Here is a 26,168-nt window from a genome sequence, read left to right on the forward strand (position 1 = left end):
AATCTTCAGCTTTCTCTACGAACTAGCGACTCAGTGGCGAATCTTTAGCGGGGAAAAAGCAACGCACCATTGCGTGCCACCCGCTTACAAACCGCCACAAATAACTGAAGCCCAGATGAAAATCTGGGCTTCAGTGCGCGAGGAGGGACTTGAACCCTCACGCCGTAAGGCACAGGAACCTAAATCCTGCGTGTCTGCCAATTTCACCACTCGCGCTGAGATAGTAAATATCAACGGAAAACATACTACCGTAATCCGTTGAAAATCTCCTAATCGAACCGGTCGAGAGGTGACCGGTTAGCTGTCGATACCCAGATCGCGGCGAAGTTTAGCCACATGACCTTTGGCTCGCACGTTGTATTGAGCAAGCGCTACCTTGCCCTTCTCGTCAACAATAATGGTTGACCTAATCAAACCCACATAGGTCTTGCCGTAGTTCTTCTTCTCGCCCCACGCACCGTAGCTTTCAGCCACTGCATGGTCTTCATCGGAAAGCAAGGGGAAGGTCAGCGACTGGTTGGTGGCAAACCGTGCTAACGCGTCCGGTAAATCGGGGGAGACGCCCAAAACCTTGTACCCATGCCCGGCAAGGCTCTCAAGGCTGTCACGGAAATCGCAAGCCTGGGTGGTACATCCGGGGGTGGACGCCTTGGGATAGAAATAGATAATCACCTGCTGCCCGCTGTAGTCAGCAAGAGCAACCGTGTTGCCTGCTGCGTCCTTCAGGCTGAAATCTGGTGCTGTATCACCGGGGGTAAGTCGCTGGCTCATAACCCATCACTTTCGTTGCAGAGACTGTGAACAATGCATGAACATCTTATAAATATTCTCCCCATGAATATAGGCGGGGTGAGAAAATTTTTTGCTCAGAGCTATAAAAAATTTCTTCAGTTAACCCTATAATGACCGTATGCCTGATATCGGTAAGTGGTCCATAAATCGTTTATTATCAACAGCAGCTCGGATGCTTGAGCACAGTTGGAATGCTCAACTCAAAGACTTGGGGCTGACGCACGCAGGAGTCACTGCTTTGGGAGTTATCTCTCAAAACGGTGAAATTTCTCAGGTGCAAGTTGCCCACATTGTAGGCGTGCAGGCGCAGACGATGGGGAAAACCCTCGCGCGTCTTGAAGCCTACGGTCATATTGAACGGGTAAGAAGTACTACGGATCGTCGTAGCTACCTTCTAACTATCACTGAGAGTGGTCTTGCTGCCCTCGATCGTGCTGAAGAAGTTGATAATAAGTTATCGCAGTCGGGGGAGCTTGCTAACCCCGACTTTCAAAATATGCTCATCAGCGTGATTCAAGAGCTCTCCACCCACGAAGGTGGTAAAGAAATCTTCGAGTCAGCCACTGAGGGCAACCTCAAGCCCAGTACGGAGAAAGTGAACAACCTGCAGGTGGATTCTGAACTGTCAGCAGACACAGACGTCACCGCAGTGATTGAAACAGACTCTGGGTCAGGGCTGAAAAATAAATAGTTCATCCATATACCTGTAAGGCGGCAGTGCGAACTGCCGCCTTCTTTTATGCCCTAAGGTGCTGGAAGTGGGCACGGGGTGGGGCAGTGGTGAATAAGCAAATAGAGTGCCCTTGCTAACATTTGCTCTTTTTGAGTTGCGCGGTTCATCTGGGTGTTCTATAGTTATATAAGTCTTCACGGCATTAGTCGAAAAGATATGCACCTCTAGCTCAATTGGCAGAGCAATTGACTCTTAATCAATGGGTTGTGGGTTCAAGTCCCACGGGGTGTACTGGGAAAGACCTTACCGCTTGCGGTAAGGTCTTTTTTGCGTCTGCCGAAGAATCTGTTTGAGCTGTTATGGTAAAAGTGCGGCTTGAGCTGTTGAGCTGTTGAGCTGTAAGGGGAACACTTTTTGTTCTAAAACTTCTTGTAATCCCGAGCTTCATCTTTAAGCGCATGATTCACCTCATGGTAAGAGGTGAATCATGTATCAATGGGTGGTTTAGTGGTTTTGGCTAGTAGAGATGCACATCACTGCCTTTTGATTTGTTCGTGAGCTGGTGACTGTGTAGAGTATTACCTGTTGCTTCGTTCAGAAGCTACGCACCTCTAGCTCAATTGGCAGAGCAATTGACTCTTAATCAATGGGTTGTGGGTTCAAGTCCCACGGGGTGTACATATAAATACTTGAGGGTCTCACCGTTTGGTGAGACCCTCAAGTATTTTCTATACCCAAGATTCTTGATCAGCTTTTTGCTTGCCCGGGGAGTGAAAAGCTCTATAACCTCAAGCCTCGTGAGATAACTTGCCTCTGCGCCTCAAATCTGAATGAAGAAAGAGGCAGGAGACAACAGCCATTGAATCTACAGCTGCTCTAAAACGGTGGACTGCTTCAAGAACTCTGCAAAATCCTCTAAGTCAACGGTCTGATCGAGGGTGCCAGTGCCGTGACTGCTTTCGAAAGAGTGTAGGGCTTGAAAGTTCAGTGCGAAAGATGATCCGTTCGTGGTTTCGATAACAAGCTGTTCGTGGGGGTTAATACCAAGGCTCACGAGATTAGTGTTGTCTACTGAGGTGGGGGTTCCTCCGCTGGCGATCTCAGGGAAGGTAACGGGTGCAACAACGATTCCGCGTGGTGCGTCCCGGTAACCCACGAGAAAGTATGTCTGGTCTTCTTGCTGACCGGTCGCAATGTCCTCATTGTCATAGCGTGAGGTTCCTGTGGCTAAGACGAGGTTGTAGGCGCCAAAGTTGATAATCTGCTCATCAAAGACGGTGTGCAGTATCTGAGCTATTTCATCGCTGGTCAGTGCTACTAGTTTCATGTGAGCCAGTCTACTCGGTAGCCCTGTAAAAAGAGCAGAGAAAAAACTGTAAAGAACCATAAAACATTTTGTTACGTTTAGCCCCAGCTACGTGACTCACTTGCTTCATGAATGAGACCTGCTTCTCAAAAGGTGAGCAGGCTTTGACCCTCCCACTGCCCCCGCCGCATACTGTTAGGTATGTCTATGCAGTATGTTCAGGTAGAAATTCTTAAGCTTGTGGTCAATCCCTAGGGTGGTCGCAGGCTTATCAATGACCCTGATAAAACATATACACCCTTCGCACCAACTCCCACGGCGAAGGGCTTTTTTATAGGCGCTAAGTACCCAAAGCGTCACATGCCGGCACAGCTGGTATAAATGACACAAGATTATAAACAGGTTAGAGATAACGACCGCTGAGCTATCACACCGCACAGTACTAAAGCTTTTATCACTGACATCAATCAGCAAGGATGAAACATGAGCACGGGATTACCAGGCACTCCTGCGACAGTTGCATCGCACACTGGTGAGCGTCGAAACGCCGCGTCTGCAGCTACCTCGAAGCCCGCCGTAGAGCGCATGACGGGGTCACAGGCAATTGTCCGCTCGCTTGAGGAGTTGGGCGTCACTTCAGTTTTCGGTTTGCCCGGTGGCGCTATTTTGCCCACATACGATCCGCTTCTTGATTCCACAAAGATTAACCATATTCTCGTGCGCCACGAACAAGGCGCAGGTCATGCTGCTCAGGGGTATGCGGTATCAACCGGTGAAGTGGGAGTCTGCATTGCGACCTCTGGTCCCGGTGCAACGAACCTCCTCACCCCCTTGGCAGATGCGAACATGGACTCTGTGCCGATGGTGGCAATTACTGGTCAGGTTTCGTCAAAAGTTATTGGCACTGACGCTTTCCAAGAAGCAGATATCGTGGGTATGACCATGCCCATCACCAAGCATTCTTTTATGGTGCGAGATGCCCAAGAAATTCCCCGTTGCATCGCAACAGCCTTCCACATTGCTGCAACTGGACGCCCCGGTCCGGTACTGGTTGATATTACCAAGGACGCGCAGCAGGGCATGATGGATTTCTCATGGCCCCCAGCCATCGATGTGCGCGGCTATCACCCGGTGACTCGAGGTCACTCCAAACAGATTCGTGAAGCTGCGCATTTGATTGCAGAGGCACAGCGTCCGGTGCTCTACGTGGGTGGTGGTGTCACTCGCGCGGACGCGTCCGACGAATTGGCACAGCTCGCTGAGATTACCGGCGCACCGGTAGTAACCACCTTGACCTCACGCGGTGCATTCCCTGATTCTCATCCACAGAGTTTGGGCATGCCCGGTATGCATGGAACGGTGCCCGCGGTGACCGCTATGCAGAAATCAGATGTGCTGGTGGTCTTGGGTGCTCGGTTCGATGACCGCGTGACCGGTGTGGTTGACACTTTCGCCCCCGATGCCAAGGTCGTTCACATTGATATTGACCCCGCCGAAATCTCCAAGATTCGTTACGCAGATGTGCCGATCGTGGGCGATGTAAAATCTGTTCTGCCTGAGCTGAACGCAATCCTAAGCACCGAACTTGCTGGCTCCATGAGTGATTTGAGTCCATGGTGGTCTGTTCTTGAGAAGTGGCGCAAAAACTTCCCACTGGGCTACAGCTCAACAGAGGACGGTCTGGGGCAGCCCCAGCACGTGATTGAACGCATCAGTGAAATGACAGGTCCTGACGCCTACTATGTGGCGGGCGTCGGTCAGCACCAGATGTGGTCAGCCCAGTTCATCAAGCACGAAAAACCCCGTCACTGGATCAACTCGGCAGGTCTGGGCACAATGGGTTACTCTGTTCCGGCAGCGATGGGCGTAAAAGTTGCTCATCCCGAAGCTGTAGTATGGGCAATTGACGGCGACGGCTGCTTCCAGATGACCAACCAGGAGCTGGCAACCTGCGTTCAGAACAACATTCCCATCAAGGTAGCCATCATTAACAACTCGTCCTTGGGCATGGTGCGCCAGTGGCAGACCCTCTTCTACGATGGTCGCTACTCCAACACCCACCTCAACACCGGTGCTAACAGCGCTCGCATCCCCGATTTCGTCAAGCTGGCGGAGGCTTACGGTGCGGTGGGTCTGCGCTGCGAAAGCGATGATGAGGTAGATGCAACGATTGAGCAGGCTTTGGCTATCAACGATCGTCCTGTGGTGATTGATTTTACGGTTAGCCCCGATGCGATGGTGTGGCCGATGGTGCCTGCCGGAGTTTCAAACGATTTAATTCAGATTGCTAAAGAAACTTCACCCGACTTTGACCGAGAGGAAGTTTAGAAGTCATGGCTCGTCATACTCTTTCAGTTTTGGTTGAAGACAAACCGGGCGTTTTGGCGCGTGTATCTGGGCTTTTCGCCCGCCGTATGTTCAACATTGATTCATTGGCAGTGGGGCACACTGAGGTTCCCGGTATTTCTCGTATCACGATTGTGGTTGATGCTGATGCGGCAATCCTTGAGCAGGTTACCAAGCAGCTCAATAAGCTGATTCATGTACTCAAGATTGTGGAGTTGCCCGCAGAAACTTCGGTGCAGCGCGATCACATTATGGTCAAGGTGCGTGCTGATATTGCGACCCGCTTGCAGGTGACTCAGGCAGCTGATTTGTTCCGCGCGTCCATTGTTGATGTCTCAACCGAGTCGGTGGTGATTGAATCAACGGGTTCGGCTGAGAAGAATAACGCCCTGCTCGATGTGTTGGAACCTTTTGGTATTCGTGAGATTGTTCGTGCGGGTACTTTGGGGCTTGGGCGAGGTCCGCGGTCGATGAGTGAAAAGGCACTGCGCGGCTAATGCCCATTATGTGAATGTAATGTTCACTATATAAGACGCTGTGGTGCCGGGCACCATCTCGCACCCAAAACCCCTATTATTGATTTCAGGTACATTGCTTTGATAAAAGCGCCTGAAAAACTATCAAGGAGAGAAACCTCTTATGGCAGCAAAAATTTTCTACAACGATGACGCTGATTTGGCAAACATTTCAGAGCGCCAGGTAGCCATCATCGGCTACGGCTCACAGGGTCATGCACACGCTCTTAACCTGCGCGATTCAGGTGTTGACGTACGTGTTGGTTTGGCTGAAGGCTCAAAGTCACGCGCTAAGGCAGAAGCCGAAGGTTTGCGCGTGCTGAACGTAGCAGACGCCGTTGCAGAAGCTGACCTCATCATGATTCTGGTTCCGGATCAGGTACAGGCTGAGGTCTACAAGAAGGATATCGCCCCCAACCTCTCCGAAGGCGATGCTCTATTTTTCGCTCACGGTTTCAACATCCGTTTCGGCTACATTGAAGCACCCGCTGGCGTTGACGTCGCAATGGTTGCGCCCAAAGGTCCCGGTCACACCGTTCGTCGTGAATTTGAAGCAGGACGCGGCGTCCCCGCCATCGTCGCTGTTGAAAAGAACGAGTCAGGCAAGGCTCTTGAGCTGGCACTGGCTTACGCTAAGGCAATGGGCGCAACTCGCGCAGGCGCTATCGAAACTACTTTCACTGAAGAAACCGAGACTGACCTGTTCGGTGAGCAGGCTGTGCTGTGCGGCGGTACCTCACAGCTCGTTCAGTACGGCTTCGAGGTTCTAACCGAAGCTGGCTACCAGCCTGAAATCGCCTACTTCGAGGTGCTGCACGAACTCAAGTTGATCGTTGATCTGATGATTGAGGGTGGCATCGCCAAGCAGCGCTGGTCAATCTCAGACACCGCTGAGTACGGCGACTACGTTTCTGGTCCCCGCGTGATCTCACCCGAGGTCAAGGAGAACATGAAGGCTGTTCTTACCGATATTCAGGAAGGCGCTTTTGCGAAGCGTTTCATGGAAGATCAGGCTGCTGGCGCTCCCGAGTTCAAGGAACTGCGCGCCAAGGGTGAAGCTCACCCCATCGAGGCAACCGGTCGCGAACTACGTCAGCTCTTCTCCTGGAACAAGGCTGCTGATGACTACACCGAAGGTAGCGTAGCCCGCTAAATTCAGTTTTATTGATGCTGTCATGATGCACCGCCGAGACCCCGTAGAAATTCTGCGGGTGCTCGGCGGTGTTCTTGCACCGGTTACTTGCCTTCATAGAACAAGAGGTAACCGCTGGGCAACTGTTACATATTTTTAACCGTTCGCACCAATCAATGTTTATTGTCTGTGCCATTTTGGTGGCACAATAGAACCAATCCCACAGGTGTGTGCGTTGGCCGTAAATGGTGAACCGATGCAAACTCTCTGTAGCGAAGCGCGCCCTGTGTTTCGCGTCCCTTCCCAGCGCTGCGGCTCATAAAGCTACCTCAGCGCGCGGCATCGCAAGAGACTTCTTACCCAAGATTTTCTAAGGAACACTCCCGTGACTGAAAAACCCGTTGTACTGATCGCTGAAGAACTTTCCCCCGCTACCATTGAAGCGTTGGGTTCTGATTTTGAAATCCGCACCACTGACGGGGCTGACCGCACCCAGCTTTTGTCAGCAATTGCTGATGTCGATGCGATTTTGGTGCGATCAGCTACCCAGGTTGATGCTGAGGCTATCGCTGCTGCCCACAAGCTCAAAGTGATTGCCCGCGCTGGTGTGGGCTTGGACAACATCGATATCAAGGCAGCTACCGCAGCTGGCGTGATGGTTGTTAACGCGCCCACCTCCAACGTCATTTCAGCGGCAGAGCTTACGGTCGGGCACATTCTGGGGCTTGCCCGCAATATTTCAGCGGCAGACCGTTCTATGAAGCAGGGGGAGTGGAAGCGTTCACTGTATTCGGGTACCGAGTTGTATGAGAAGACCATTGGCATTATCGGTCTGGGGCGCATTGGCGCCTTGGTGGCAGAGCGTCTGAAAGCTTTTGGCACCGAGATCATTGCCTACGATCCCTTTGTGACCGCAGCCCGCGCTTCTCAGGTTGGCGCTCAGCTGGTTGAACTTGATGAGCTCATTGAGCGCAGCGATTTTATTACTATTCATATGCCTCGCACTCCCGAAACCTTGGGCATGATTAACGCCGATGCTTTTGCCAAGATGAAGAACAGCGCCTGCGTCGTTAACGTGGCACGTGGCGGTTTGATTGATGAAGCTGATCTTGACGCTGCTTTGCGTGCCGGTGAGATTGCCGGTGCGGCTATTGACGTTTACGTGAAAGAGCCCGCTAAGAACGTGCCCTTTATCGAACTCGATAACGTGGTGGCAACCCCTCACCTGGGCGCTTCAACTGCTGAGGCTCAGGAGAAGGCAGGCATCTCGGTGGCTCGTTCGGTGCGCTTGGCTCTTGAGGGAGATTTGGTGCCGGACGCGGTTAATATCGCTGGTGGCGCTATTGATAAGGACGTGCGACCGGGTGTTCCTCTTGCCGAAAAGCTCGGACGCATTCTCACTGCCCTGGGCGAAGATGAGGCTCTTGCTCGCGTTGAAGTGAAGATCGCCGGCGAGATTGCTACCAAGGACGTCACCTCCCTCAAGTTGTCAGCACTCAAGGGCGTCTTTACCGATGTTGTTTCTGACAAAGTCTCGTATGTGAACGCACCCGTCATTGCAGAGCAGCGCGGAGTAGATGTTGATTTGGTAACCACCGCTGAAACTGACTACTTTCGCAACGAAACTATTTTGACCGGCGCGCTGAGCAACGGAGACAACGTGAGTGTGGGCGGTACGGTGACCGGACCCAAGCACATTATCAAGCTGACTAGTATCAACGGTTACGACCTTGAAACGCCTATCACTGATTACATGCTGATTCTTGAATACGAGGATCGTCCTGGCATCATTGCTGCGATGGGTACCCTATTGGGTACCGCGTCCATCAACATCGCGGGTATGCAGGTTTCTCGTAGCGAGAAGAATAAGCGTGCTGTCTCAGTGCTCTCACTCGATTCAGCAGTACCGCACGAGGTAGTGGAGTCAATCCGCAAGGTTGTTAACGCAAACCGCGCAGCGCACATCAATTTGGCTGACTAAGCTGCCACCAACAGCTGCACTACATTCAACCAAGACCTAAACCGAGAACAATGAGCGTGAAACCGCAGTCTCACCCTTCGCCGAGTACTAGCTCACTGTGCGGGGTATAGACTGCGGTTTCCTTCTGCCATGGGTGAGACTCTAAATAGGGCTTTACCTGCTTTTTCGGTAAAGTTGGGTGTATGACTTCAGAACCTTTTTACATCACTACCGCCATTGCTTACCCCAATGGAGACCCCCACATCGGGCACGCTTACGAGCACATTGCCACCGATGTGATGGCACGCTTTAAACGCCTGGACGGTTTCAACGTTCGTTTTCTGACCGGCACCGATGAACACGGTCAGAAGATGCAGACTACCGCCGCGAAATTGGGGATGACTGCTAAAGAACTGGCTGATCAGAATGCTGCTCGTTTTAAGGCGATGGATGATGCCCTAGGTATCTCGTATGACCGTTACATTCGTACTACTGATGCTGATCATTACACTGCATCCCAGGCGATCTGGAAGCGTATGGAAGAAGCCGGTGACATTTATCTTGACAAGTATGCTGGCTGGTACTCGGTACGTGATGAGGCATTTTACGCTGAGGATGAGACTGAGGTGCGTGATGGCGTACGCTATGCCAGCTCAACCGGTACCGAGGTAGAATGGACTGAAGAGGAGTCATATTTCTTCCGTCTGTCGAAGTACGCTGATCGCCTCAAAGAGCTGTATGCTACTGAGGGTTTTGTCTACCCCGAATCTCGCCGTAACGAGCTTGCCGGGTTCATGAAAGACGGGCTGACTGACCTATCTATCTCTCGCACCAGCTTTGACTGGGGTGTGCCTGTGCCCGGTAACGAAAAGCACGTCATGTACGTGTGGGTGGACGCGCTCACCAACTACCTGACCGGTGTTGGTTTCCCCGACACCGATAGCGAGCTGTTCACTACGTTCTGGCCCGCAAACTACCACGTCATTGGTAAAGATATTTCCCGCTTCCACGCTATTTACTGGCCTGCTTTCCTCTGGTCGGCGGGTATCGAGCTGCCCAAGCGCGTCTTCGCACACGGTTTCTTGCTGGTAGACGGTGAAAAGATGTCAAAATCCGTGGGCAACGTGGTTGATCCCAACGACTTGGTGAAGTCCTTCGGTTTGGATCAGGTGCGTTTCTTCCTCCTGCGCGAGGTAACCTTCGGTCAGGACGGTTCTTACTCAGCAGAAGCGATTAAGAGCCGCATTAACTCTGATCTGGCAAATGATCTGGGCAACTTGGCGCAGCGCTCGCTGTCGATGGTTGCTAAGAACTGCGAGGGTAAGGTACCTGCTCACGGTGAGTTCGCCGCCGAAGACACCGCGATGTTAGAGGCAGCCTATAACCTGTACACCCCCGTCCGCGCGGACTGCGAGGATCTTGCTTTCCATAAGGCATTGGAGCGCATCTGGCAGGTTATTGCTGAAGCAAACCGCTACTTCACCGCGCAGGAGCCTTGGAAACTGCGTAAAACTGACCTCGAACGTATGAATACCGTTCTTTACGTCACTGCCGAAGTTCTGCGCGTGGTCGCAACCCTGGTTCAGCCGATCATGCCCGAATCGATGGGTAAGTTACTTGACCTTTTGGCCGTCTCAGAAGAGAACCGCGTGTTCGCGGCTCTGGAGAACAAGCTGACGGTTGGTGCCGAGCTACCCGCACCGTCACCGGTCTTCCCTCGTTATGAGGAACCTAAGGATGCCTAAAACTCTTAAGAGTTTTACAACCAGCAAAGAGGTGCGGTCTGGGCACTGCGCGTCCTTTGTGTAGTTTAGAGACTACTTAAAGCGAAAAGCTGCACCGGTCGGTGCAGCTTTTCGCGTAGTTACTAGACCCAGCCCAGGCGGGTGAGCTGAGCTGAAATCATGTGGGAAATCACGAGATATCCCCAACCATTGAGGTGGAAGTAATCATCGGCGTAGAGCGATCGCGGGGCGTTACCAGCATCGAAATCTTTGCGGTCATCATCTGACTTCCACACATCAGAACCAGCTAAGTCACCGTAGCGTAGCCAGGGTTCCTGGGAACGAATGCGCAGCCAACCCATGGTGTCGAGGTAGCGGTCCCCGTAGGTGTTAGCTGCCCAGGTGTTGTACGCATTAACTTGGGCAAGCTGCTCAGAATCAGGGGATTGCTTAGCTGAGGGGTAGTGGCCCATCACCAAAGTGGTTTCGGGGGCAACTGATATTGCCGCCTCTGTGTCTTCCTGCAGCTTCGCCAGATTCTTTAGATTGTTACGACCAATCTGAATAAGGTGGTGGGACGCGCGAGAAATCATCTCCTGGCGGGAATGGAAATCTGTGGCGATGCCCGCCGGCGCGTAGCGTTCTTCACCGTTGACCAAACGGAAGAAACGGAGCTGACCCTTAACGCCGTCAGCAGCCGAAAGCACACCGGGGATATCCTGCACGTAACCGGGGAATACCGTATGGGGGTTCCACTCGGTAGTAGTTGAAGGGTCTACATCGACCATCACAGAACCAGAAGCCGGAATCATATCGTTGGGGAAAACCAAGCGGTAACGGTATGCCTTAACACCGCGGCGGGCAAGAATATTTGACGAAATCTCACCGCTGCGTCCAAAATTCAGTACCTCGATACCGTTAAGAGCTTTCAATGACGTCTCGATGCGAGCGTCTAACCCCTTGGGCACACCCTGAGCAACGTGCAAGTTTTCAATAGTTGAGCTACCCCACAAGGCCAAAGAAAAACCCTTGGGTGACTGGTATGAAAACTGAGGGGTCTCAATGACTTCCTCGGCGGTAGCTTTGGTGGCAGATGCAGCGGCAACGCCCACGCCTGTTGCCAAAGCACCAAGCATCAAGGCTCGGCGAGAGGTTGTTAGGGCCGGTGCTGGCAAATCAGCAGAAGTCATAAGCGTGAATCTTGCTCCGTGATCAAAAAGTACAAAAATGCAACGAAATCCGTTGGCAGATAACCAGTGTAGTGTGTAAGACTATACGAAAGATACGTCCTGAAGGTGGAGTTTGTCGGTAACAATGGTCACGTCCTCTTTTATTGTGCGCTCTCTTACTGTATTGGGTTTGCTGGTGGTCGCCGGGTGCTCCTCCGCACCCGAAAACCTCAACGATCTCGAACCAGTTGATAAGGTCAATGAGAAGAACCTTGAGCAACTCACCTCGTGGATTTTCCCACCCGAAGAAGCTGAGAAAGCTCGCGCTGCTTTTATCGAGCGATGCGTTGCTGCCAACGGCGGCGGAACCTACACCATAGCCGATGCCCAACAGAACACCCTCGAAGGAATTCTCGGCACCGGTTTCACCGTCAAAGAAGCAGATAAACACGGCTACGAACTAGCTAACGCTGGTGCAAGAGACGGGCTTGCTAACTCTGATACAGCGGGTAGATCAGCCTATTTTGGTAACTCAAAACTAGGCACCGTTGAGACCTCACTTCTGGGGTATTCCTCAGGAAAAATTGCTGCTAACAGTTGCCTTGCTCAGAGCTTCCAATACATCTACGGTAGCGTCGAAGATGGTCTCAAAGCTGCTGAACTTGCTCCATCCTTCGGGCGAGCCGTGCGCGATGAAGTACTCGATGATGAAAAGTACAAAGACCTCCAAAACCGGTGGGCAACCTGCATGAGCGAAAAAGGGTTCTCAGATATCTCAGATACCGCCCAGGCACCCGCTCACGCTAACAGCCACCTGCCCAAAGAGCAGAAAAAAATCGCAATTGCTGATGCCACCTGCCGCCACAACGTAGACTTCGACGCTCAAGTATCTGATATTTCCCAGCGTTACTTCGCCAGCATCTACGAACGCGTCAAAAATGTGGGCGACGAGCTTGAAAAAATCCACGATCAAGCAGCCAAAAACGTTGAGGCAGATAAAACTGACCCCAAAGACAGCTCGCCGATTGAGCTTCAACCCACACCCACCGCGTCCGCATCATAAAAACACCCCGAGCGCCTAGCATGTGTGCATCGTGAGACGCTGGTCTGACAGATGAATAGAAATAGGGCTAATCTTGTTCTATGCATTACATCTCAACTCGCGACTCATCAGCCACCAAGGCAACCTTTAGCGATATTCTCCTCGCGGGGTTAGCACCCGACGGCGGTCTTTACTTGCCCGAAGAGTATCCTCAGCTTGACGATGCCACCCTGACGCGCTGGCGCACTGTACTTGCCAATCAGGGGTATCACGCGCTCGCAGCAGAAATTCTGCAACTTTTTGTAGACGATATTCCCGCAGAAGATCTCGCTGGCATTGCCTCCCGTGCCTACACCCACCCCAAATTCGCGAGTGAAGACATTGTGCCGGTCAGTCATCTGGAGGGCAACCTGTACATTGGTCACCTTTCTGAAGGACCCACTGCTGCCTTCAAAGACATGGCGATGCAACTGCTCGGTGAGCTTTTCGAGTACGAACTTGCCCGCAGAAATGACACCCTGACAATTGTGGGAGCGACCTCGGGTGATACCGGGTCTTCCGCTGAGTACGCTATGCGCGGTCGCCGTGGTATTCGGGTATTCATGCTGACTCCTAAAGACCGCATGACCCCTTTTCAACAGGCACAGATGTTTGGTCTTGATGACCCCAACATCTTCAACATTGCCCTCGACGGTATGTTCGATGACTGCCAGGACATTGTTAAAGCCATCGCCAGCGATGCGGATTTCAAGCGTGAACACCGCATTGGTGCCGTGAACTCCATCAACTGGGCACGCCTCTTGGCTCAGGTGGTGTACTACGTCTCGAGCTGGATTCGCATCACCGAAAGTAATGACCAGAAAGTCTCATTCTGCGTACCCACGGGCAACTTCGGCGACATCTGTGCCGGTCACATTGCCCGCCAGATGGGTTTGCCTATCGACCGACTGATTGTGGCAACCAACGAAAACGATGTGCTCGATGAGTTCTTCAAAACCGGTGACTACCGAGTACGCTCATCTGCCGAGACTTTTGTGACCTCAAGCCCCTCCATGGACATCTCACGCGCATCCAACTTTGAACGTTTCATCTTTGATGCACTCGATCGCGATGCTGATCGTACCCGTGAACTCTTTGGCGAAAAGGTCAAAGCCGGCGGTTTCGATCTGAGCCAGGACGCAGTCTTCACTGATCTGAAACAGAAATTCGGTTTTGTATCGGGTAAATCAACCCACGCTGACCGAGTGAAAACCATTCGCGACGTACACGAGCGCCTGGGGGTATTGATTGACCCCCACACCGCCGACGGTATCAAGGTTGCCCGCGAACTCAGCAACGAAATTTCAACCCCCATCATCTGCTTGGAAACTGCTCTGCCGGTGAAGTTCGCCGAGACTATTTCTGAGGCAATTGGCAGCGAACCTGAGGTTCCTGAGCGTTTTGCTAACGTCATGAAGGCTGAACGTCACGTGGTTGATCTTCCCAATGACGCTGAAGCAGTGAAAAAGTACGTGGCGGAGAACGCTGCTCGCTAGAAGGCCATAGGCTCGGCTCGTTAACACCGTGAGCGCCAACCAGCGATTGTTGGTTGGCGCTCACGGTGTTTGTTCATCATCTGAACATTTATGTCACAGTGTGGGCAAAAGGGTGTGGTGGGTATTACGGTTGAACCATGACTGAAACTCGCTCTCTCAATCTTGCAGTAATTCCCGGTGACGGCATTGGCCCGGAGGTTGTGGCTCAGGCGCTACGTGTGCTTGAAAAAGTTGCCTCGAAAACCGGGCTTGATCTTGCCCACACCGAATATCCTCTGGGGGCTGAACACTGGCTGGCAACGGGGGAGACCTTGACCGAAGAAACCATGGAGAAGCTAGGCACCCATGATGCGATTCTTTTTGGTGCGGTGGGCGCAGATCCGCGATCATCCACCATCCCTTCTGGTTTGATTGAGCGTGAAATGCTCCTGAAATTGCGTTTCACTTTTGACCACTACATCAACCTGCGCCCCTCCAAGCTCTACCCGGGGGTGACTTCGCCGCTGAGTAACCCCGGCGGTATTGACTTCGTCGTGGTACGCGAGGGCACCGAAGGTCCCTACGCCGGCAACGGTGGGCGTCTGCGTCCTGATACTGACCAAGAAATTGCCACCGAGGTGTCTCTGAATACTGCTCACGGTGTGGAGCGTTTGATTCGTTATGCTTTTGAGTTGGCGAATTCACGTGAGAAGAAGAAACTTACCCTGATTCACAAGACCAACGTGCTCGTGAACGCTGGTAAGCTGTACTCGCGCTATTTCAACGCTGTTGCCGCGGAGTACCCCGATGTTACGGTAGATTATTTGCACATTGATGCCGCTACGATTTTTATGACCACCGACCCGGCACGTTTTGATGTGATTGTTACCGATAACCTTTTTGGTGACATTATTACTGACCAAGCAGGTGCCATCACCGGTGGTATTGGCTACGCGGCGTCAGGCAACATCAACGCCTCAGGCACTTACCCCTCGATGTTTGAACCTGTTCATGGTTCAGCTCCCGATATTGCCGGGCAGAACATCGCTAATCCCACAGCAGCAATTTTGGCAGCCGGTATGCTCCTGAACCACCTGGGGTACACCGAGCAAGCCCGAATGATTGAAGACGCTGTGGAGAAAGATCTTGCTGCGAACGTGGCGAGTAGCCGTTCAACGATCGAGGTTGGCGACGCTATTCTTCAAGCTCTTTAAGGCTTTTTGCAAGAAGTAAAAACGCCCTCTCAGCTTTATCTCACAATTACCTATCCGCCCACCTCACAGAGGACAAAAATGACTGCATCATTCAGCCTTGAACGCAATCCCAACCCTGCCAGTGAAGAAGCTCGCGCGGAAATTTTCGCCAACCCCGGTTTTGGTGATTTTTTCTCAGATCACATGGTTTCGATTGAGTGGAACGGGGACTACCGTACCGGTGGCGAATGGGGCGAAGCCAAGGTCATCCCCTACGGTCCGCTCAGTCTTGACCCCGCGTCCTCAGTACTGCACTACGGACAGGAAATCTTTGAGGGTCTCAAAGCCTACCGTCACGCTGACGGTTCGGTGTGGACCTTCCGCCCCGAAAAGAACGCTGAACGTTTCAATCGCTCGGCTCGCCGTATGGCTTTGCCCGAACTGCCCCCTGAGCTTTTCATCGAATCTATCAAGCAGTTGATTGCGGTAGATGCACAGTGGATTCCTACGGGGGAGGGTGAGGCTTTTTACCTGCGTCCTTTCCAAATTGCTACTGAGAAGTTTTTGGGGGTACGCCCCACCCGCCAGGCACGGTTCATGGTGATTGGGTCACCTGTTGGTAACTACTTCGGTACTCCGTCACCGGTTGATATCTGGCTCTCCACCAACTATTCCCGTGCTGCTGAGGGCGGCACCGGCTTCGCCAAATGCGGCGGTAACTATGCCGGTGGAATGGTCGCTCAGATCGAGGCTGAGAACAATGGTTGCAAGCAGGTTATCTTTACCGATAAGAACCACGGGCACGCCCTTGAAGAGCTCGGCGGTATGAACGTTTTCTTTGTCTTTGGACCGGAGAACAAGATTGTCACTCCTGAGCTGACTGGCACCATCCTTGAAGGCGTTACTCGTGACTCAATTCTGCAGCTGGCACGCGATCGGGGGATGACCGTTGAAGAACGTCGCGTTACTTTAGATGAGTGGAAAGACGGGGTTGCCAGCCGTTCTATCACCGAGGTTTTTGCCTGCGGCACCGCCGCTGTCATCCAGCCTATCGGCAAGCTCAAAGCTAAGGGTTTTGAGATTCCTAATGCTGCCGGTGAAGGCACCAACGGTGAGATCACTATGGCAATCCGCGAGGAACTCGTTGGTATTCAGACCGGTCTGCGCGAAGATAAGCACGGTTGGCTTACCCAGCTCATCTAAGGTTTGAATAGGGCGTAGATCGTTTTTCTCATCAAGGACGAATAGGCGTCAGTGCCAGGGTAGCTCCTCACTAGATGCGAGGAGCTACCCTTTATTTTCGCTCGGTGGACGCACAGCCCAATAACCCTCAGCTGAGGTAAGAGGTAAACCCGGTGGTTTTGGGGAGGAGAGGGTTAGCCCCAGCGTGCCAAAACGCGGTAGCCTAGTGTGTATGCGCATTGCTCGATTTACCGCTGAAAATGAACTGTACTACGGCCTGGTTGACGGTGAACCCGGCGAGGAGACACTGACTGCCTTGGCAGGGGATCCCTTCTACGGTGGTATTCAAACCACCAATAAGACTTTTGAGATTGCAGATGTACGTCTGCTTTCGCCCATTATTCCCCGCTCCAAGGTGGTGGGAACTGCCCGCAACTGGCACGACCACGCTGCTGAGCTGGGTAATGAGGCACCTACCTCACCGCAGTTTTTCATCAAACCTAACACCGCTGTGGTGGGTCCCAATGACCCCGTGACTCTACCCGAGTGGAGCGAGGCTGTCTCTTTTGAGGGTGAACTTGCTGTGGTCATTGGTCGCATTGCCAAATCGGTGCCGGTTGAACGCGTCCCCGAAATTATCTTTGGCTACACCGTGGCAAACGACCTCACCGCACGTGATGCTCAGAAGACTGACTTGCAGTGGACGCGCGCTAAAGGCTTCGACGGTGCTTGCCCGCTGGGCCCCTGGATTCAGACCGAACTCGATACCGACGATCTTTCCATTACCACTTGGGTTGATGGTGATATTAAGCAGGAGGGCACCACCGCAGAGATGATCTTCTCGGTCGCCGAGGTGGTTGCTGCTGCATCAGAAATGTTCACTCTCTTGCCCGGCGACGTCATTCTTACCGGAACCCCGGCAGGCGTTGATCTGATTGATGAAGGCGCCGAAGTGGAAATTGAAGTTGAGGGTATCGGCTCCCTGGTCAATACCTTCCGCCGCTAAAAACTTTTATTCACTGATTGTTACTGAAAGCATTGATATAAAGCTATGACTGATTACGCGTTGAACCTGAAAGATCCCCGCGAAACCCGCGTTCGCTTTTGCCCCTCACCCACTGGCACCCCTCACGTGGGTTTGATTCGTACTGCCCTTTTTAACTGGGCGTACGCGCGTCATACCGGCGGCAAGTTGATTTTCCGTATTGAAGATACCGACGCTGCCCGCGACTCTGAAGAGTCCTTCAACCAGGTGCTCGATAGCTTGCACTGGTTGGGTATTGAGTGGGACGAGGGCGTTGGAGTGGGCGGTCCCCACGAGCCCTACCGTCAGTCCCAGCGCATGGATAAATATGCTGAGGTCGTAGAGAAGCTCAAAGAAGGCGGTTACGTTTACGAGGATTTCTCAACCCCTGAGGAAGTAGAAGCCCGCCACAAAGCCAAGGGCGAAGATCCCAAGCTGGGCTACGATAACTTTGGCCGCGACCTCACCGAAGAGCAGAAGGCAGCTTACCGCGCCGAGGGTCGCGAACCCGTACTGCGTTTGCGTATGCCCGATGAAGACATCACTTTTACTGACCTGGTACGCGGCGAAATTACCTTCCGCGCGGGTTCTGTGCCTGACTTCGTCGTAGTTCGCGCCAACGGCAAGCCTCTCTACACCCTGGTTAACCCGGTGGACGATGCTCTGATGGGCATTACCCATGTTCTGCGCGGTGAAGATTTGCTCTCATCAACTCCCCGCCAAATCGCTTTGTACCGTGCCCTGGTTGAGGTGGGTGTTGCCTCCTATATTCCTGAGTTCGGTCACCTGCCCTACGTGATGGGTCAGGGCAATAAGAAGCTCTCAAAGCGAGACCCCGAATCTAACCTCTTCTTACTGCGCGATGCCGGTTTCATCAAGGAAGGCTTGCTGAACTACCTGTCACTGCTGGGTTGGTCGCTCTCCTCTGACCAAGACGTTTTCAGTATCGATGATCTTGTAGCTAACTTCGATATCAAGGACGTTCTGGGCAACCCGGCACGTTTTGATGTGAAGAAGGCTGAGGCTATTAACGGCTCGCACGTGCGTTTGTTGGATGCTGAAGACTTCCGCAACCGCCTAGTACCCTACCTGCGCACTGCGGGCATCCTCTCAGCGGAGACCTTTGAGGCGTTGACCGCCCGCGAGCAGGAAATCTTGACTGCTGCTGCTCCGCTAACCCAAGAGCGTATGCAACTGCTGGGTGAAGCCCCGCAGCTGCTCGGCTTCCTGTTCAAGAAGGACGAAGAGATTGTTGTTGCTGAGGACGCAGCCAAGCAGCTCAAAGAGTCGGCTCCGCAGGTTCTTGAGGCGGCTATCTCGTCCGTAGAATCCTTGGAGGACTTCACCGCTGAGGGCATTCAGAGCGCCTTGCGCGAATCCATTGTTGATGGTTTGGGTATCAAGCCTCGTTTGGCTTTTGGTCCTGTGCGTACTGCTATTTCAGGCGAGCGCATTTCACCCCCGCTCTTTGAATCTATGGAGATTCTGGGTAAAGAATCTTCACTGATTCGATTGCGGGCACTGCTGATTCAGCTGCAGGCATAGGTTCTAACGGCAGAAAACAACATCAGAAATTAGCGTGGTGGTAGCTCTTGAGAGCTGCCACCACATTTGATATCCGCCACCTTCTGAGTAGAGCGAGGACCCTTGAGATGAGTTCACTGCCCCCCCCCCCCGAGGCACCCCATAAAGTACCAAAAATGGGTGTTTTGGGGCTCTGGGAAAAAAGTTTTGAAAAAGTTTTTGCCAGTTTCACCTTGAAATATCAAGGTTTTTTGACTGTTCGGCGTAAAATGTGACGACTGTCAATGGTTTTCGATTTGCGTGGCTAAAAAACCTCGCGTAGAGTTATTACTCGTTGCGGTGATGACAGTGAGAAATCGAAAAGCATCACAGTAGCGTAATGGGATATGGTGTAATTGGCAACACTACGGTTTCTGGTACCGTCATTCTAGGTTCGAGTCCTGGTATCCCAGCGGACATTTTCTTGAAAATGTTTCGGCCCCATCGTATAGCGGCCTAGTACTCCGCCCTCTCACGGCGGCAACACCGGTTCAAATCCGGTTGGGGTCACAGACTAAAAGCTCTCAGGTATTACACCTGGGAGCTTTTGTGTTTAGAGAGTTTTGCCCCTTGGGGTTCTGTCTGTGGGCAGTTCACCTTTAGGTGCATGATTCACCTCGCGACAAGGGGTGAATCATGCATTAAAGGGTGAATTGCTTGTTTTGTTGACAGAGATGCATGTCACCAACTCTCGATTTGTCTACGGGATGCTTACTGTGTAGACTTTTATCTGTTGCTTCTTCTCAGAAGTTGCACGGCCCCATCGTATAGCGGCCTAGTACTCCGCCCTCTCACGGCGGCAACACCGGTTCAAATCCGGTTGGGGTCACAGACTAAAAGCTCTCAGGTATTACACCTGGGAGCTTTTTTCTTGCCCCAAAATATCACCACCCTTAGTAATGCTTGCTGAAAACGCCCCTCAAACTCTTTGTTTCGTGCGAAAATGGGGGAGTGGAGAACAACAATCAAAAACATAACGCCCATGAGAGCGAACCAACTCGCCTTGATCTGCCGCTCAATGACGAGTCACAGGATCAGCTAACCGAGGTTATTTCGTCTCTCGAGCTAGCCTCCGACCTCTCTCAGTCCTGGGCTGTAGAGCACTCTGCTGCCGCACCGGTCGATGAAAGCGTCGCCGAAGACCTGCGTCAGGTGCGAACTGCAACAGTAGTTGTCAAAGACCTTAGCTTTCCTCTAGAAACGACGGATGCACCCGGTTACCGTACCCAGTTACGTAAAACGGCGACGCAACTCGATGATTATGTTTTGCCCAAACTTGCTTCTGTGGATTCCCCACTGACGGTGGTGATCGGCGGTTCAACGGGCGCGGGTAAATCAACTTTGGTCAACACCCTCATCGGTAAGCCTGTTACCCGCTCGGGGGCTATCCGTCCCACGACGCGTCAGCCAGTTTTATTGCACCGTCCTGAAGATGCGGCGGCTTACGCTCCCGAGCGCATTCTGCCGCATCTGGTGCGCGTCCACGCTGAAAACGGTCGTTTGCCCGGTGCAGACCCGCACACCGGTGTCGATCAGCTCATAATGATGCCCGAAGAAGAGATTCCTGCTGGCATTGCACTCATTGATGCCCCCGATATTGATTCGGTCTCTGAAGATAACCGCCGTTTGGCGAAGCAGCTTCTCTCGGCTGCTGATTTGTGGTTGTTCGTCACCACGGCTAACCGCTATGCGGACGCTGTGCCCTGGGAACTGTTGAATGAGGCGGCAACCCGCGATATTACGGTTGCTGTGGTGCTCAACCGCGTCCCTGAGGGGGGTGAGGACGAAATTGAAGAGGATCTACGGCGCATGCTTGCAGATGCGGGTATTGAGGCTGCTTTCTTGATGACCGTCATTGAGCAAGAGCGCGATGAGCAGGGGCTGATTTCACCCGCCTCTGTTGTTCCTTTGATTTACTGGTTGCGTGAGCTGGGCGCTGATAGCGCTCAACGTTCGCAGATTGCGCGTAAGACCCTTGAAGGTGCCTTGCGCTCGATTGCTGCCCAAACCCGGTCTTTGCAAAAGGGGCAGAGCGCCCAGTATGCAACAGCCCAGCATCTGCGTACTACCGTAGGCCGTGCTTATGAAGATGCGTACGCAAATATTCACGCAGCAACCCAAGATGGTTCTCTGCTGCGGGGTGAGGTGCTCTCACGCTGGCAAGATTTTGTGGGAACGGGCGAGTTTTTCCGGTCATTGGAGACCAGCATTGGTCGTTTGCGCGACCGCATCGCAGGTTTCTTCAACGGTCAGCCTACCCAGGCTGCCCCGGTTGAAGAGGCTCTTGAAGTTGGGCTGCACGCCATTATTCTTGAGGAGGCAGCCAAAGCTGCTGAAACTTCTCAGCGTCGGTGGCTTGATGAACCCGCCGGACGCGCCCTGTTAGCAGGAGATGACCTCGGTCAGTTGCACGAGGGATTCTCCGGTGAGGTTGCCGAGAGTATTCGCGCTTGGCAGCAGGACATCATGGATCTGATTCAGCGTGAAGGCGCTGACAAACGCCAGAAGGCGCGTTTCATGTCTTTGGGTCTGAACGCAACCGCTGTGGTTCTTATGGTAGCGGTGTTCTCGATGACAGGTGGCTTGACCGGTCTTGAAGTGGGCATCGCAGGTGGCTCGGGTGTTGTCGGGCAGAAACTACTGGAAGCTATTTTCGGTGAGGACGCAGTACGCCGTATGACCAAGGCAGCGCGTGAGAGTCTTGAGGCACGCATCCGCGAGGTGCTTTCTACTCACCAACAGCGTTTTGATGCGCGTCTTGATGCCGTAGACTTGGGCCCCGAACCTGCTGTAGTAGAGCAGGCTGCCGGTAGCCTTGAAATTGTCAGTGACTCGATGACCGCAGGAGGCACCCGTGGCTAAGGTTGAAACGGAATCAAAGATGACTGCGCTCTCGCGCTCAGTGGAGCAGGTTCAGGTTGCCTGGGAGCTGGGTCAAGGACGAGTTGACCCTACCGTGCTGGTTGATGTTGAGCGGGTGCTGGAGCGTACTGCTTCGCGCCGTGAGCTGTCAGCTGAACACACTGTGATTGGCTTTTTCGGTGCAACGGGGTCGGGTAAATCTACCCTCTTTAACGCTGTTGTGGGCAAAGAACTCGCCCGCTCTGCCGCTCGCCGGCCCACCACGTCCACCGCCCAAGCCGCTGTCTGGGGCGAGGCAGGCAGCCAGGAGTTACTGGACTGGTTGCAGGTTAAGAACGCAACCGTGATGGACAGTAGTGGGGACGATGCCGCTCAAGCTCTCAACAGTGCGCAGGTACCGGTCACCACTGGCTTCTGGAACAGGGTGAAAACTTCGGTTGGTCGTGGTTCCACTGAAACTGCTCAGGGCGGTCTGATTCTGTTAGATCTGCCCGACTTCGACTCGGTAGAGGCGTCTAATCGCACTCTCGTTGAGCGTATGGTCTCTATGGTTGATGTGTTGGTGTGGGTGGTTGATCCCCAGAAATACGCCGACGCTGTTATTCACGATGACTTCATTGCACCGCTGGCTGAGCACGGCGGCGTCATGTTGGCGGTGCTCAACCAGGCAGATCGACTGGATGAAGCAGAGATTCCTCATGTGCTGGACTCGTTGAAGCTTTTACTCGCACAAGACGGTCTCACCGGTAATTTGCTGGCACCTCCGCTGGCGGTCTCGGCAATGACCGGGTACAACATCGCTAAGTTGCGGGAAACTCTTGGACGCGTGGCGGTTGAAAAATCCGCCGCGGTGGCACGTATCGGTGCTGATGTTGAGACCGCCCGTGCGTCCTTAGCAGCTCACGATGGTGGGGGAATTCCAGGTGGTATTACCGGCACCAGTACCCGAACTCTTGAGAACAAACTCTATGAAGCATCGGGAGCGCCCCAGGTGGTCAAAGCAGCCGGAGACGCCTACAAACTGCATGCGGCGCAAAGTACGGGGTGGATTCCTACCCGCTGGTTACTTAAGATGCGTAAAGATCCGCTCAAACGCTTGCACCTTCACGAAGATCACTCGGGTGAACCCCTCTCGAAATCCTCCCTGCCTCCCCTGAATCCCTCGCAGAAAGCGGCGATGAGCTCGGCGCTACGCAGTTTTGCAACCTCTAGTGCCCAGGGAACGGGAGAGCCGTGGAGTCACAGTATTCGCGATGCTGCCCGCAGCCGCGAAGCTGAGCTACCCAATGCCTTAGAACGTTCGATTGCTCGCACCAACTACCGCGCCACCAAGAAGCAGTGGTGGTGGCAGCTCTTCAACGTTATTCAGTGGTTGGGTATTGCCGCGGCTTTGGTGGGCTTACTCTGGCTCACCGGTATCTTCGCTGCCCAGTACTTCCAGATTCAACTGCCGCCCCCGCCGTATGTGGAAGGATTCCCCTTCCCGTTGCCGACGCTACTGGTGATGACCGGTTTGCTGCTAGGCATTGTTATTGCGGCATTGGGTAGAGTGTGCGCAGCAATTGGGCACAAAATCTATGCTCGTAAGATTGAACGGCAAATTTTTAGCCACGTGAGCGACACTACTCGTGACTACGTGGTAGAGCCGGTTCGCAAGGAACTGGAGCGGCGCGAAGCCTATGTAGATGCCCTCTACAACGCTCGCCTGAGCAACTAAAACCGTTATACAAAGCCGGGGTGAGATCAGCCTAAAAACTGATTTCACCCCGGCTTTTTATCGCAGCGGTGTCTATTAGAGCTACCGATAGAACTGTTTTAGTTGCGCAGTGCCTCGGTCAGCTGAGTAGCTGCCTCGCAGACCACCTCAGCGTGCAAACGTCCGGGCTGGCGGGTGAGACGCTCCATCGGCCCCGAGATAGAAATAGCGGCGACGACCTTACCCGAAGGATTTCGTACGGGCGCTGACACCGAGGCTGTACCGCGTTCGCGCTCGCCAATAGACTGCGCCCATCCACGACGGCGCACAGCAGCCAGCATGGTCGCTGAGAAGCGCGCATTGCGTAGACCCTCTACCAAACGAGAGTGATCTTCCCACGCCACCAAAATCTGAGCCGCTGAACCAGCCTTCATCGACAGCTGAGTACCTACCGGAATGGTATCGCGCAGACCAATCGGACGCTCGGCTGAAGCCACGCACACACGCCAATCACCCTGGCGCCTGAAAACCTGGGAACTCTCACCGGTCACGTTACGCAGGTTATTGAGAATAGGACCGGCTGCAGCAATCAGACGATCTTCACCTGCTGCCGAAGCAAGCTCACTCATACGCGGACCCAAAGTAAAACGTCCTTGAATATCGCGCGCTACAAAACGGTGGTGGGCTAAAGCAACCGCGAGTCGGTGGGCGGTAGGACGCGCTAACCCGGTTGCCTTCACGAGCTGAGAGAGAGTAGCAGGGCCAGCTTCAAGACAATCCAAAATATAAGCAGCTTTGTCTAGAACACCGACGCCCGAAGAGCGCATGCTAGCGGTGTCTTCGAGGTCAGCTGCAGAAGGGGCTACTGGCGTAGCAAGCGGTGGTTGAGCGGCGGCTTGACGCTGGGCGAGGTGCTGGTACGGGCGTGAGTTCATAGAACCATGATGCAGTCTCATATTATGATATGCAAGTTCATTCTCTGGAAACCACTTTATGTTTCAGCGACTATAGAACAGAAGAGAACTCATCACACTGGAGGCAAACATGGCAGGTGGCACCACAACAGCACCTCGCACCCTGGCTGAAAAAGTCTGGGACGCACATACCGTCGTCCGAGGAGAAAACGGAAAACCCGACCTCCTCTACATCGACCTGCACCTCATCCACGAAGTCACCTCGCCCCAGGCATTCGAGGGTCTGCGCCTAGAAAACCGCCCCCTTCGCCGTCTCGATTTAACGATCGCCACCGAAGATCACAACACTCCCACCGAGAATATCTTCTCGACCATCGCAGATATCACCTCGCGCACCCAGATTGAAACCCTGCGCAACAATGCAGAAGAGTTCGGCGTCCGCATCCACTCCCTGGGAGATGCTGAACAGGGCATTGTGCATGTGGTGGGCCCCCAGCTGGGTCTGACGATGCCCGGCATGACCGTAGTATGCGGTGACTCCCACACCTCAACCCACGGTGCCTTTGGTGCGCTCGCTTTCGGCATTGGCACCTCAGAGGTGGAGCACGTCATGGCAACCCAGACCCTTCCTCTTGCTCCTTTCAAGACCATGGCTATCAACGTTGAGGGCACCCTTAAGCCCGGCGTTACCGCTAAAGACATTATTCTTGCGGTTATTGCCAAGATCGGTACCGGTGGCGGTCAAGGCTACGTGCTGGAATACCGCGGTTCAGCTATTGAATCCCTCTCGATGGAGGGACGCATGACCATGTGCAACATGTCGATTGAGGCTGGTGCTCGCGCCGGAATGGTGGCACCCGATGAGACTACCTTCAACTATGTCAAGGGTCGCCCGCATGCACCCACCGGTGAAACCTGGAACCAGGCTGTTGACTACTGGGAGTCCCTGAAAACTGATGAAGGTGCCACCTACGATGCAGAAGTTTTCATCAACGCCGATGAACTAGAGCCTTTCGTCACCTGGGGCACCAACCCCGGTCAGGGTGTGCCTCTCTCACAGGCGGTGCCTTTCCCCGAAGAGTTTGAGGATGAGAACGAGCAGAAAGCTGCCGCCCGTGCCCTTGAATATATGGACCTCAAAGCGGGCACCCCTTTGAAAGAGGTTCCCGTTGATGTGGTCTTCTTAGGGTCCTGTACTAACTCGCGTCTTGAAGACCTCCGCGCCGCAGCTGAGATTGTCAAGGGACAGAAGCTGGCTGAGAATGTTCGTATGATGGTGGTGCCTGGCTCCGCTAAGGTGCGTGCTGCCGCAGAAGCAGAGGGAATCGACCAAATCTTTAGGGACTTCGGTGCAGACTGGCGCTTTGCCGGTTGCTCCATGTGTCTGGGGATGAACCCCGACCAGCTGGCACCGGGGGAGCGTTGCGCGTCCACCTCGAACCGCAATTTTGAAGGCCGCCAGGGCAAGGGCGGACGCACCCACCTGGTCTCCCCGTTGGTAGCAGCAGCAACCGCTATTCGCGGCACGCTCTCATCACCTGCAGATTTATAAGAACGTCAC

At 53.4% G+C, this 26,168-nt stretch carries 19 protein-coding genes and 6 tRNA genes; 20 read left to right on the forward strand and 5 right to left on the reverse strand.

Features of this window, described 5'->3' with window-relative positions:
• Positions 1-134: 134 nt before the first annotated feature.
• Positions 135-216, reverse strand: a tRNA-Leu gene (locus JR346_RS04190).
• 81 nt (positions 217-297) lie between these two features.
• Positions 298-771: a thioredoxin-dependent thiol peroxidase gene (gene bcp, locus JR346_RS04195; protein WP_204876824.1), complete on the reverse strand. Its 474-nt coding sequence runs from the start codon at positions 769-771 to the stop codon at positions 298-300.
• 193 nt (positions 772-964) lie between these two features.
• Between bcp and JR346_RS04200 the strand changes: the two genes are divergently transcribed.
• From JR346_RS04200 to JR346_RS04210, 3 genes are all read left to right on the forward strand, one after another.
• Positions 965-1,483: a MarR family winged helix-turn-helix transcriptional regulator gene (locus JR346_RS04200; RefSeq protein ID WP_239478667.1), complete on the forward strand. Its 519-nt coding sequence runs from the start codon at positions 965-967 to the stop codon at positions 1,481-1,483.
• 200 nt (positions 1,484-1,683) lie between these two features.
• Positions 1,684-1,756: transfer RNA gene (locus JR346_RS04205), tRNA-Lys, on the forward strand.
• A gap of 314 nt (positions 1,757-2,070) precedes the next feature.
• Positions 2,071-2,143, forward strand: a tRNA-Lys gene (locus tag JR346_RS04210).
• A gap of 187 nt (positions 2,144-2,330) precedes the next feature.
• Here JR346_RS04210 and JR346_RS04215 read toward each other — a convergent pair.
• On the reverse strand, positions 2,331-2,792 hold the full coding sequence (locus JR346_RS04215; RefSeq protein WP_205483495.1) for a hypothetical protein: 462 nt from the start codon (positions 2,790-2,792) through the stop codon (positions 2,331-2,333).
• Positions 2,793-3,254: 462 nt separating this feature from the next.
• On the opposite strand from JR346_RS04215, the gene JR346_RS04220 reads away from it, so the two are divergent.
• From JR346_RS04220 to metG, 5 genes are all read left to right on the forward strand, one after another.
• Positions 3,255-5,099, forward strand: a complete 1,845-nt coding sequence (locus JR346_RS04220) for an acetolactate synthase large subunit (protein WP_204876821.1) — start codon at positions 3,255-3,257, stop codon at positions 5,097-5,099.
• A 5-nt stretch (positions 5,100-5,104) separates the two neighbouring features.
• Entirely contained in the window at positions 5,105-5,614 is a 510-nt protein-coding gene (gene ilvN / locus JR346_RS04225; protein ID WP_204876820.1) for an acetolactate synthase small subunit, read from the forward strand.
• A 142-nt stretch (positions 5,615-5,756) separates the two neighbouring features.
• Positions 5,757-6,785, forward strand: a complete 1,029-nt coding sequence (gene ilvC, locus JR346_RS04230; RefSeq protein ID WP_204876814.1) for a ketol-acid reductoisomerase — start codon at positions 5,757-5,759, stop codon at positions 6,783-6,785.
• Positions 6,786-7,149: 364 nt separating this feature from the next.
• Complete coding sequence (gene serA, locus JR346_RS04235; RefSeq protein WP_205483497.1) at positions 7,150-8,745, forward strand: phosphoglycerate dehydrogenase; 1,596 nt, start codon at positions 7,150-7,152, stop codon at positions 8,743-8,745.
• A 182-nt stretch (positions 8,746-8,927) separates the two neighbouring features.
• Positions 8,928-10,469 (forward strand): methionine--tRNA ligase, encoded by a 1,542-nt coding sequence (gene metG, locus JR346_RS04240; protein ID WP_205483499.1) that lies wholly within the window; start codon positions 8,928-8,930, stop codon positions 10,467-10,469.
• Between the two features lie 122 nt (positions 10,470-10,591).
• Here metG and JR346_RS04245 read toward each other — a convergent pair whose 3' ends face one another.
• Complete coding sequence (locus JR346_RS04245) at positions 10,592-11,638, reverse strand: hypothetical protein (RefSeq protein WP_204876808.1); 1,047 nt, start codon at positions 11,636-11,638, stop codon at positions 10,592-10,594.
• 112 nt (positions 11,639-11,750) lie between these two features.
• On the opposite strand from JR346_RS04245, the gene JR346_RS04250 reads away from it, so the two are divergent.
• From JR346_RS04250 to JR346_RS04300, 11 genes are all read left to right on the forward strand, one after another.
• Complete coding sequence (locus JR346_RS04250; RefSeq protein WP_205483500.1) at positions 11,751-12,680, forward strand: hypothetical protein; 930 nt, start codon at positions 11,751-11,753, stop codon at positions 12,678-12,680.
• Positions 12,681-12,760: 80 nt separating this feature from the next.
• Positions 12,761-14,194, forward strand: a complete 1,434-nt coding sequence (thrC, locus tag JR346_RS04255; RefSeq protein WP_205483508.1) for a threonine synthase — start codon at positions 12,761-12,763, stop codon at positions 14,192-14,194.
• 137 nt (positions 14,195-14,331) lie between these two features.
• Positions 14,332-15,387, forward strand: a complete 1,056-nt coding sequence (locus JR346_RS04260) for a 3-isopropylmalate dehydrogenase (protein ID WP_204876803.1) — start codon at positions 14,332-14,334, stop codon at positions 15,385-15,387.
• Positions 15,388-15,465: 78 nt separating this feature from the next.
• On the forward strand, positions 15,466-16,569 hold the full coding sequence (locus JR346_RS04265; protein ID WP_205483510.1) for a branched-chain amino acid aminotransferase: 1,104 nt from the start codon (positions 15,466-15,468) through the stop codon (positions 16,567-16,569).
• A gap of 211 nt (positions 16,570-16,780) precedes the next feature.
• Complete coding sequence (locus JR346_RS04270) at positions 16,781-17,554, forward strand: fumarylacetoacetate hydrolase family protein (protein ID WP_204876801.1); 774 nt, start codon at positions 16,781-16,783, stop codon at positions 17,552-17,554.
• Positions 17,555-17,599: 45 nt separating this feature from the next.
• Positions 17,600-19,117 (forward strand): glutamate--tRNA ligase, encoded by a 1,518-nt coding sequence (gltX, locus tag JR346_RS04275; RefSeq protein ID WP_205483512.1) that lies wholly within the window; start codon positions 17,600-17,602, stop codon positions 19,115-19,117.
• Positions 19,118-19,476: 359 nt separating this feature from the next.
• A tRNA-Gln gene (locus JR346_RS04280) sits at positions 19,477-19,548 on the forward strand.
• Positions 19,549-19,572: 24 nt separating this feature from the next.
• Positions 19,573-19,645 (forward strand) — tRNA-Glu (locus JR346_RS04285).
• Positions 19,646-19,891: 246 nt separating this feature from the next.
• Positions 19,892-19,964 (forward strand) — tRNA-Glu (locus JR346_RS04290).
• A 122-nt stretch (positions 19,965-20,086) separates the two neighbouring features.
• Positions 20,087-21,997 carry a dynamin family protein gene (locus JR346_RS04295; protein WP_240334017.1) on the forward strand — a complete coding sequence of 637 codons (1,911 nt, stop codon included), beginning with the start codon at positions 20,087-20,089 and terminating at the stop codon, positions 21,995-21,997.
• A complete protein-coding gene (locus JR346_RS04300; RefSeq protein ID WP_240334018.1) occupies positions 21,990-23,714 on the forward strand; it encodes a dynamin family protein in 1,725 nt (574 codons plus the stop codon). The genes JR346_RS04295 and JR346_RS04300 overlap by 8 nt, the downstream gene beginning before the upstream one ends.
• Positions 23,715-23,812: 98 nt before the next feature.
• On the opposite strand, the gene JR346_RS04305 is transcribed toward JR346_RS04300, so the two are convergent.
• Positions 23,813-24,520 carry an IclR family transcriptional regulator gene (locus JR346_RS04305; protein WP_204877202.1) on the reverse strand — a complete coding sequence of 236 codons (708 nt, stop codon included), beginning with the start codon at positions 24,518-24,520 and terminating at the stop codon, positions 23,813-23,815.
• 217 nt (positions 24,521-24,737) lie between these two features.
• Here JR346_RS04305 and leuC point away from each other — a divergent pair, with 217 nt between their 5' ends.
• Positions 24,738-26,159 (forward strand): 3-isopropylmalate dehydratase large subunit, encoded by a 1,422-nt coding sequence (gene leuC / locus JR346_RS04310; protein WP_204876799.1) that lies wholly within the window; start codon positions 24,738-24,740, stop codon positions 26,157-26,159.
• Positions 26,160-26,168 lie beyond the last annotated feature (9 nt).

The organism is Rothia sp. ZJ932 (genome assembly GCF_016924835.1).
Classification (GTDB): domain Bacteria; phylum Actinomycetota; class Actinomycetes; order Actinomycetales; family Micrococcaceae; genus Rothia.

What these genes read in the sequence shown, in the direction of transcription:
- bcp (WP_204876824.1), bottom strand. Translation starts at nt 771, where the DNA reads ATGAGCCAGCGACTTACCCCCGGTGATACAGCACCAGATTTCAGCCTG.
- JR346_RS04215 (WP_205483495.1), bottom strand. Translation starts at nt 2,792, where the DNA reads ATGAAACTAGTAGCACTGACCAGCGATGAAATAGCTCAGATACTGCAC.
- gltX (WP_205483512.1), top strand. Translation starts at nt 17,600, where the DNA reads ATGACTGATTACGCGTTGAACCTGAAAGATCCCCGCGAAACCCGCGTT.
- metG (WP_205483499.1), top strand. Translation starts at nt 8,928, where the DNA reads ATGACTTCAGAACCTTTTTACATCACTACCGCCATTGCTTACCCCAAT.
- thrC (WP_205483508.1), top strand. Translation starts at nt 12,761, where the DNA reads ATGCATTACATCTCAACTCGCGACTCATCAGCCACCAAGGCAACCTTT.
- JR346_RS04305 (WP_204877202.1), bottom strand. Translation starts at nt 24,520, where the DNA reads ATGCGCTCTTCGGGCGTCGGTGTTCTAGACAAAGCTGCTTATATTTTG.
- JR346_RS04245 (WP_204876808.1), bottom strand. Translation starts at nt 11,638, where the DNA reads ATGACTTCTGCTGATTTGCCAGCACCGGCCCTAACAACCTCTCGCCGA.
- JR346_RS04220 (WP_204876821.1), top strand. Translation starts at nt 3,255, where the DNA reads ATGAGCACGGGATTACCAGGCACTCCTGCGACAGTTGCATCGCACACT.
- JR346_RS04200 (WP_239478667.1), top strand. Translation starts at nt 965, where the DNA reads ATGCTTGAGCACAGTTGGAATGCTCAACTCAAAGACTTGGGGCTGACG.
- ilvC (WP_204876814.1), top strand. Translation starts at nt 5,757, where the DNA reads ATGGCAGCAAAAATTTTCTACAACGATGACGCTGATTTGGCAAACATT.
- ilvN (WP_204876820.1), top strand. Translation starts at nt 5,105, where the DNA reads ATGGCTCGTCATACTCTTTCAGTTTTGGTTGAAGACAAACCGGGCGTT.
- leuC (WP_204876799.1), top strand. Translation starts at nt 24,738, where the DNA reads ATGGCAGGTGGCACCACAACAGCACCTCGCACCCTGGCTGAAAAAGTC.
- JR346_RS04270 (WP_204876801.1), top strand. Translation starts at nt 16,781, where the DNA reads ATGCGCATTGCTCGATTTACCGCTGAAAATGAACTGTACTACGGCCTG.
- JR346_RS04260 (WP_204876803.1), top strand. Translation starts at nt 14,332, where the DNA reads ATGACTGAAACTCGCTCTCTCAATCTTGCAGTAATTCCCGGTGACGGC.
- JR346_RS04265 (WP_205483510.1), top strand. Translation starts at nt 15,466, where the DNA reads ATGACTGCATCATTCAGCCTTGAACGCAATCCCAACCCTGCCAGTGAA.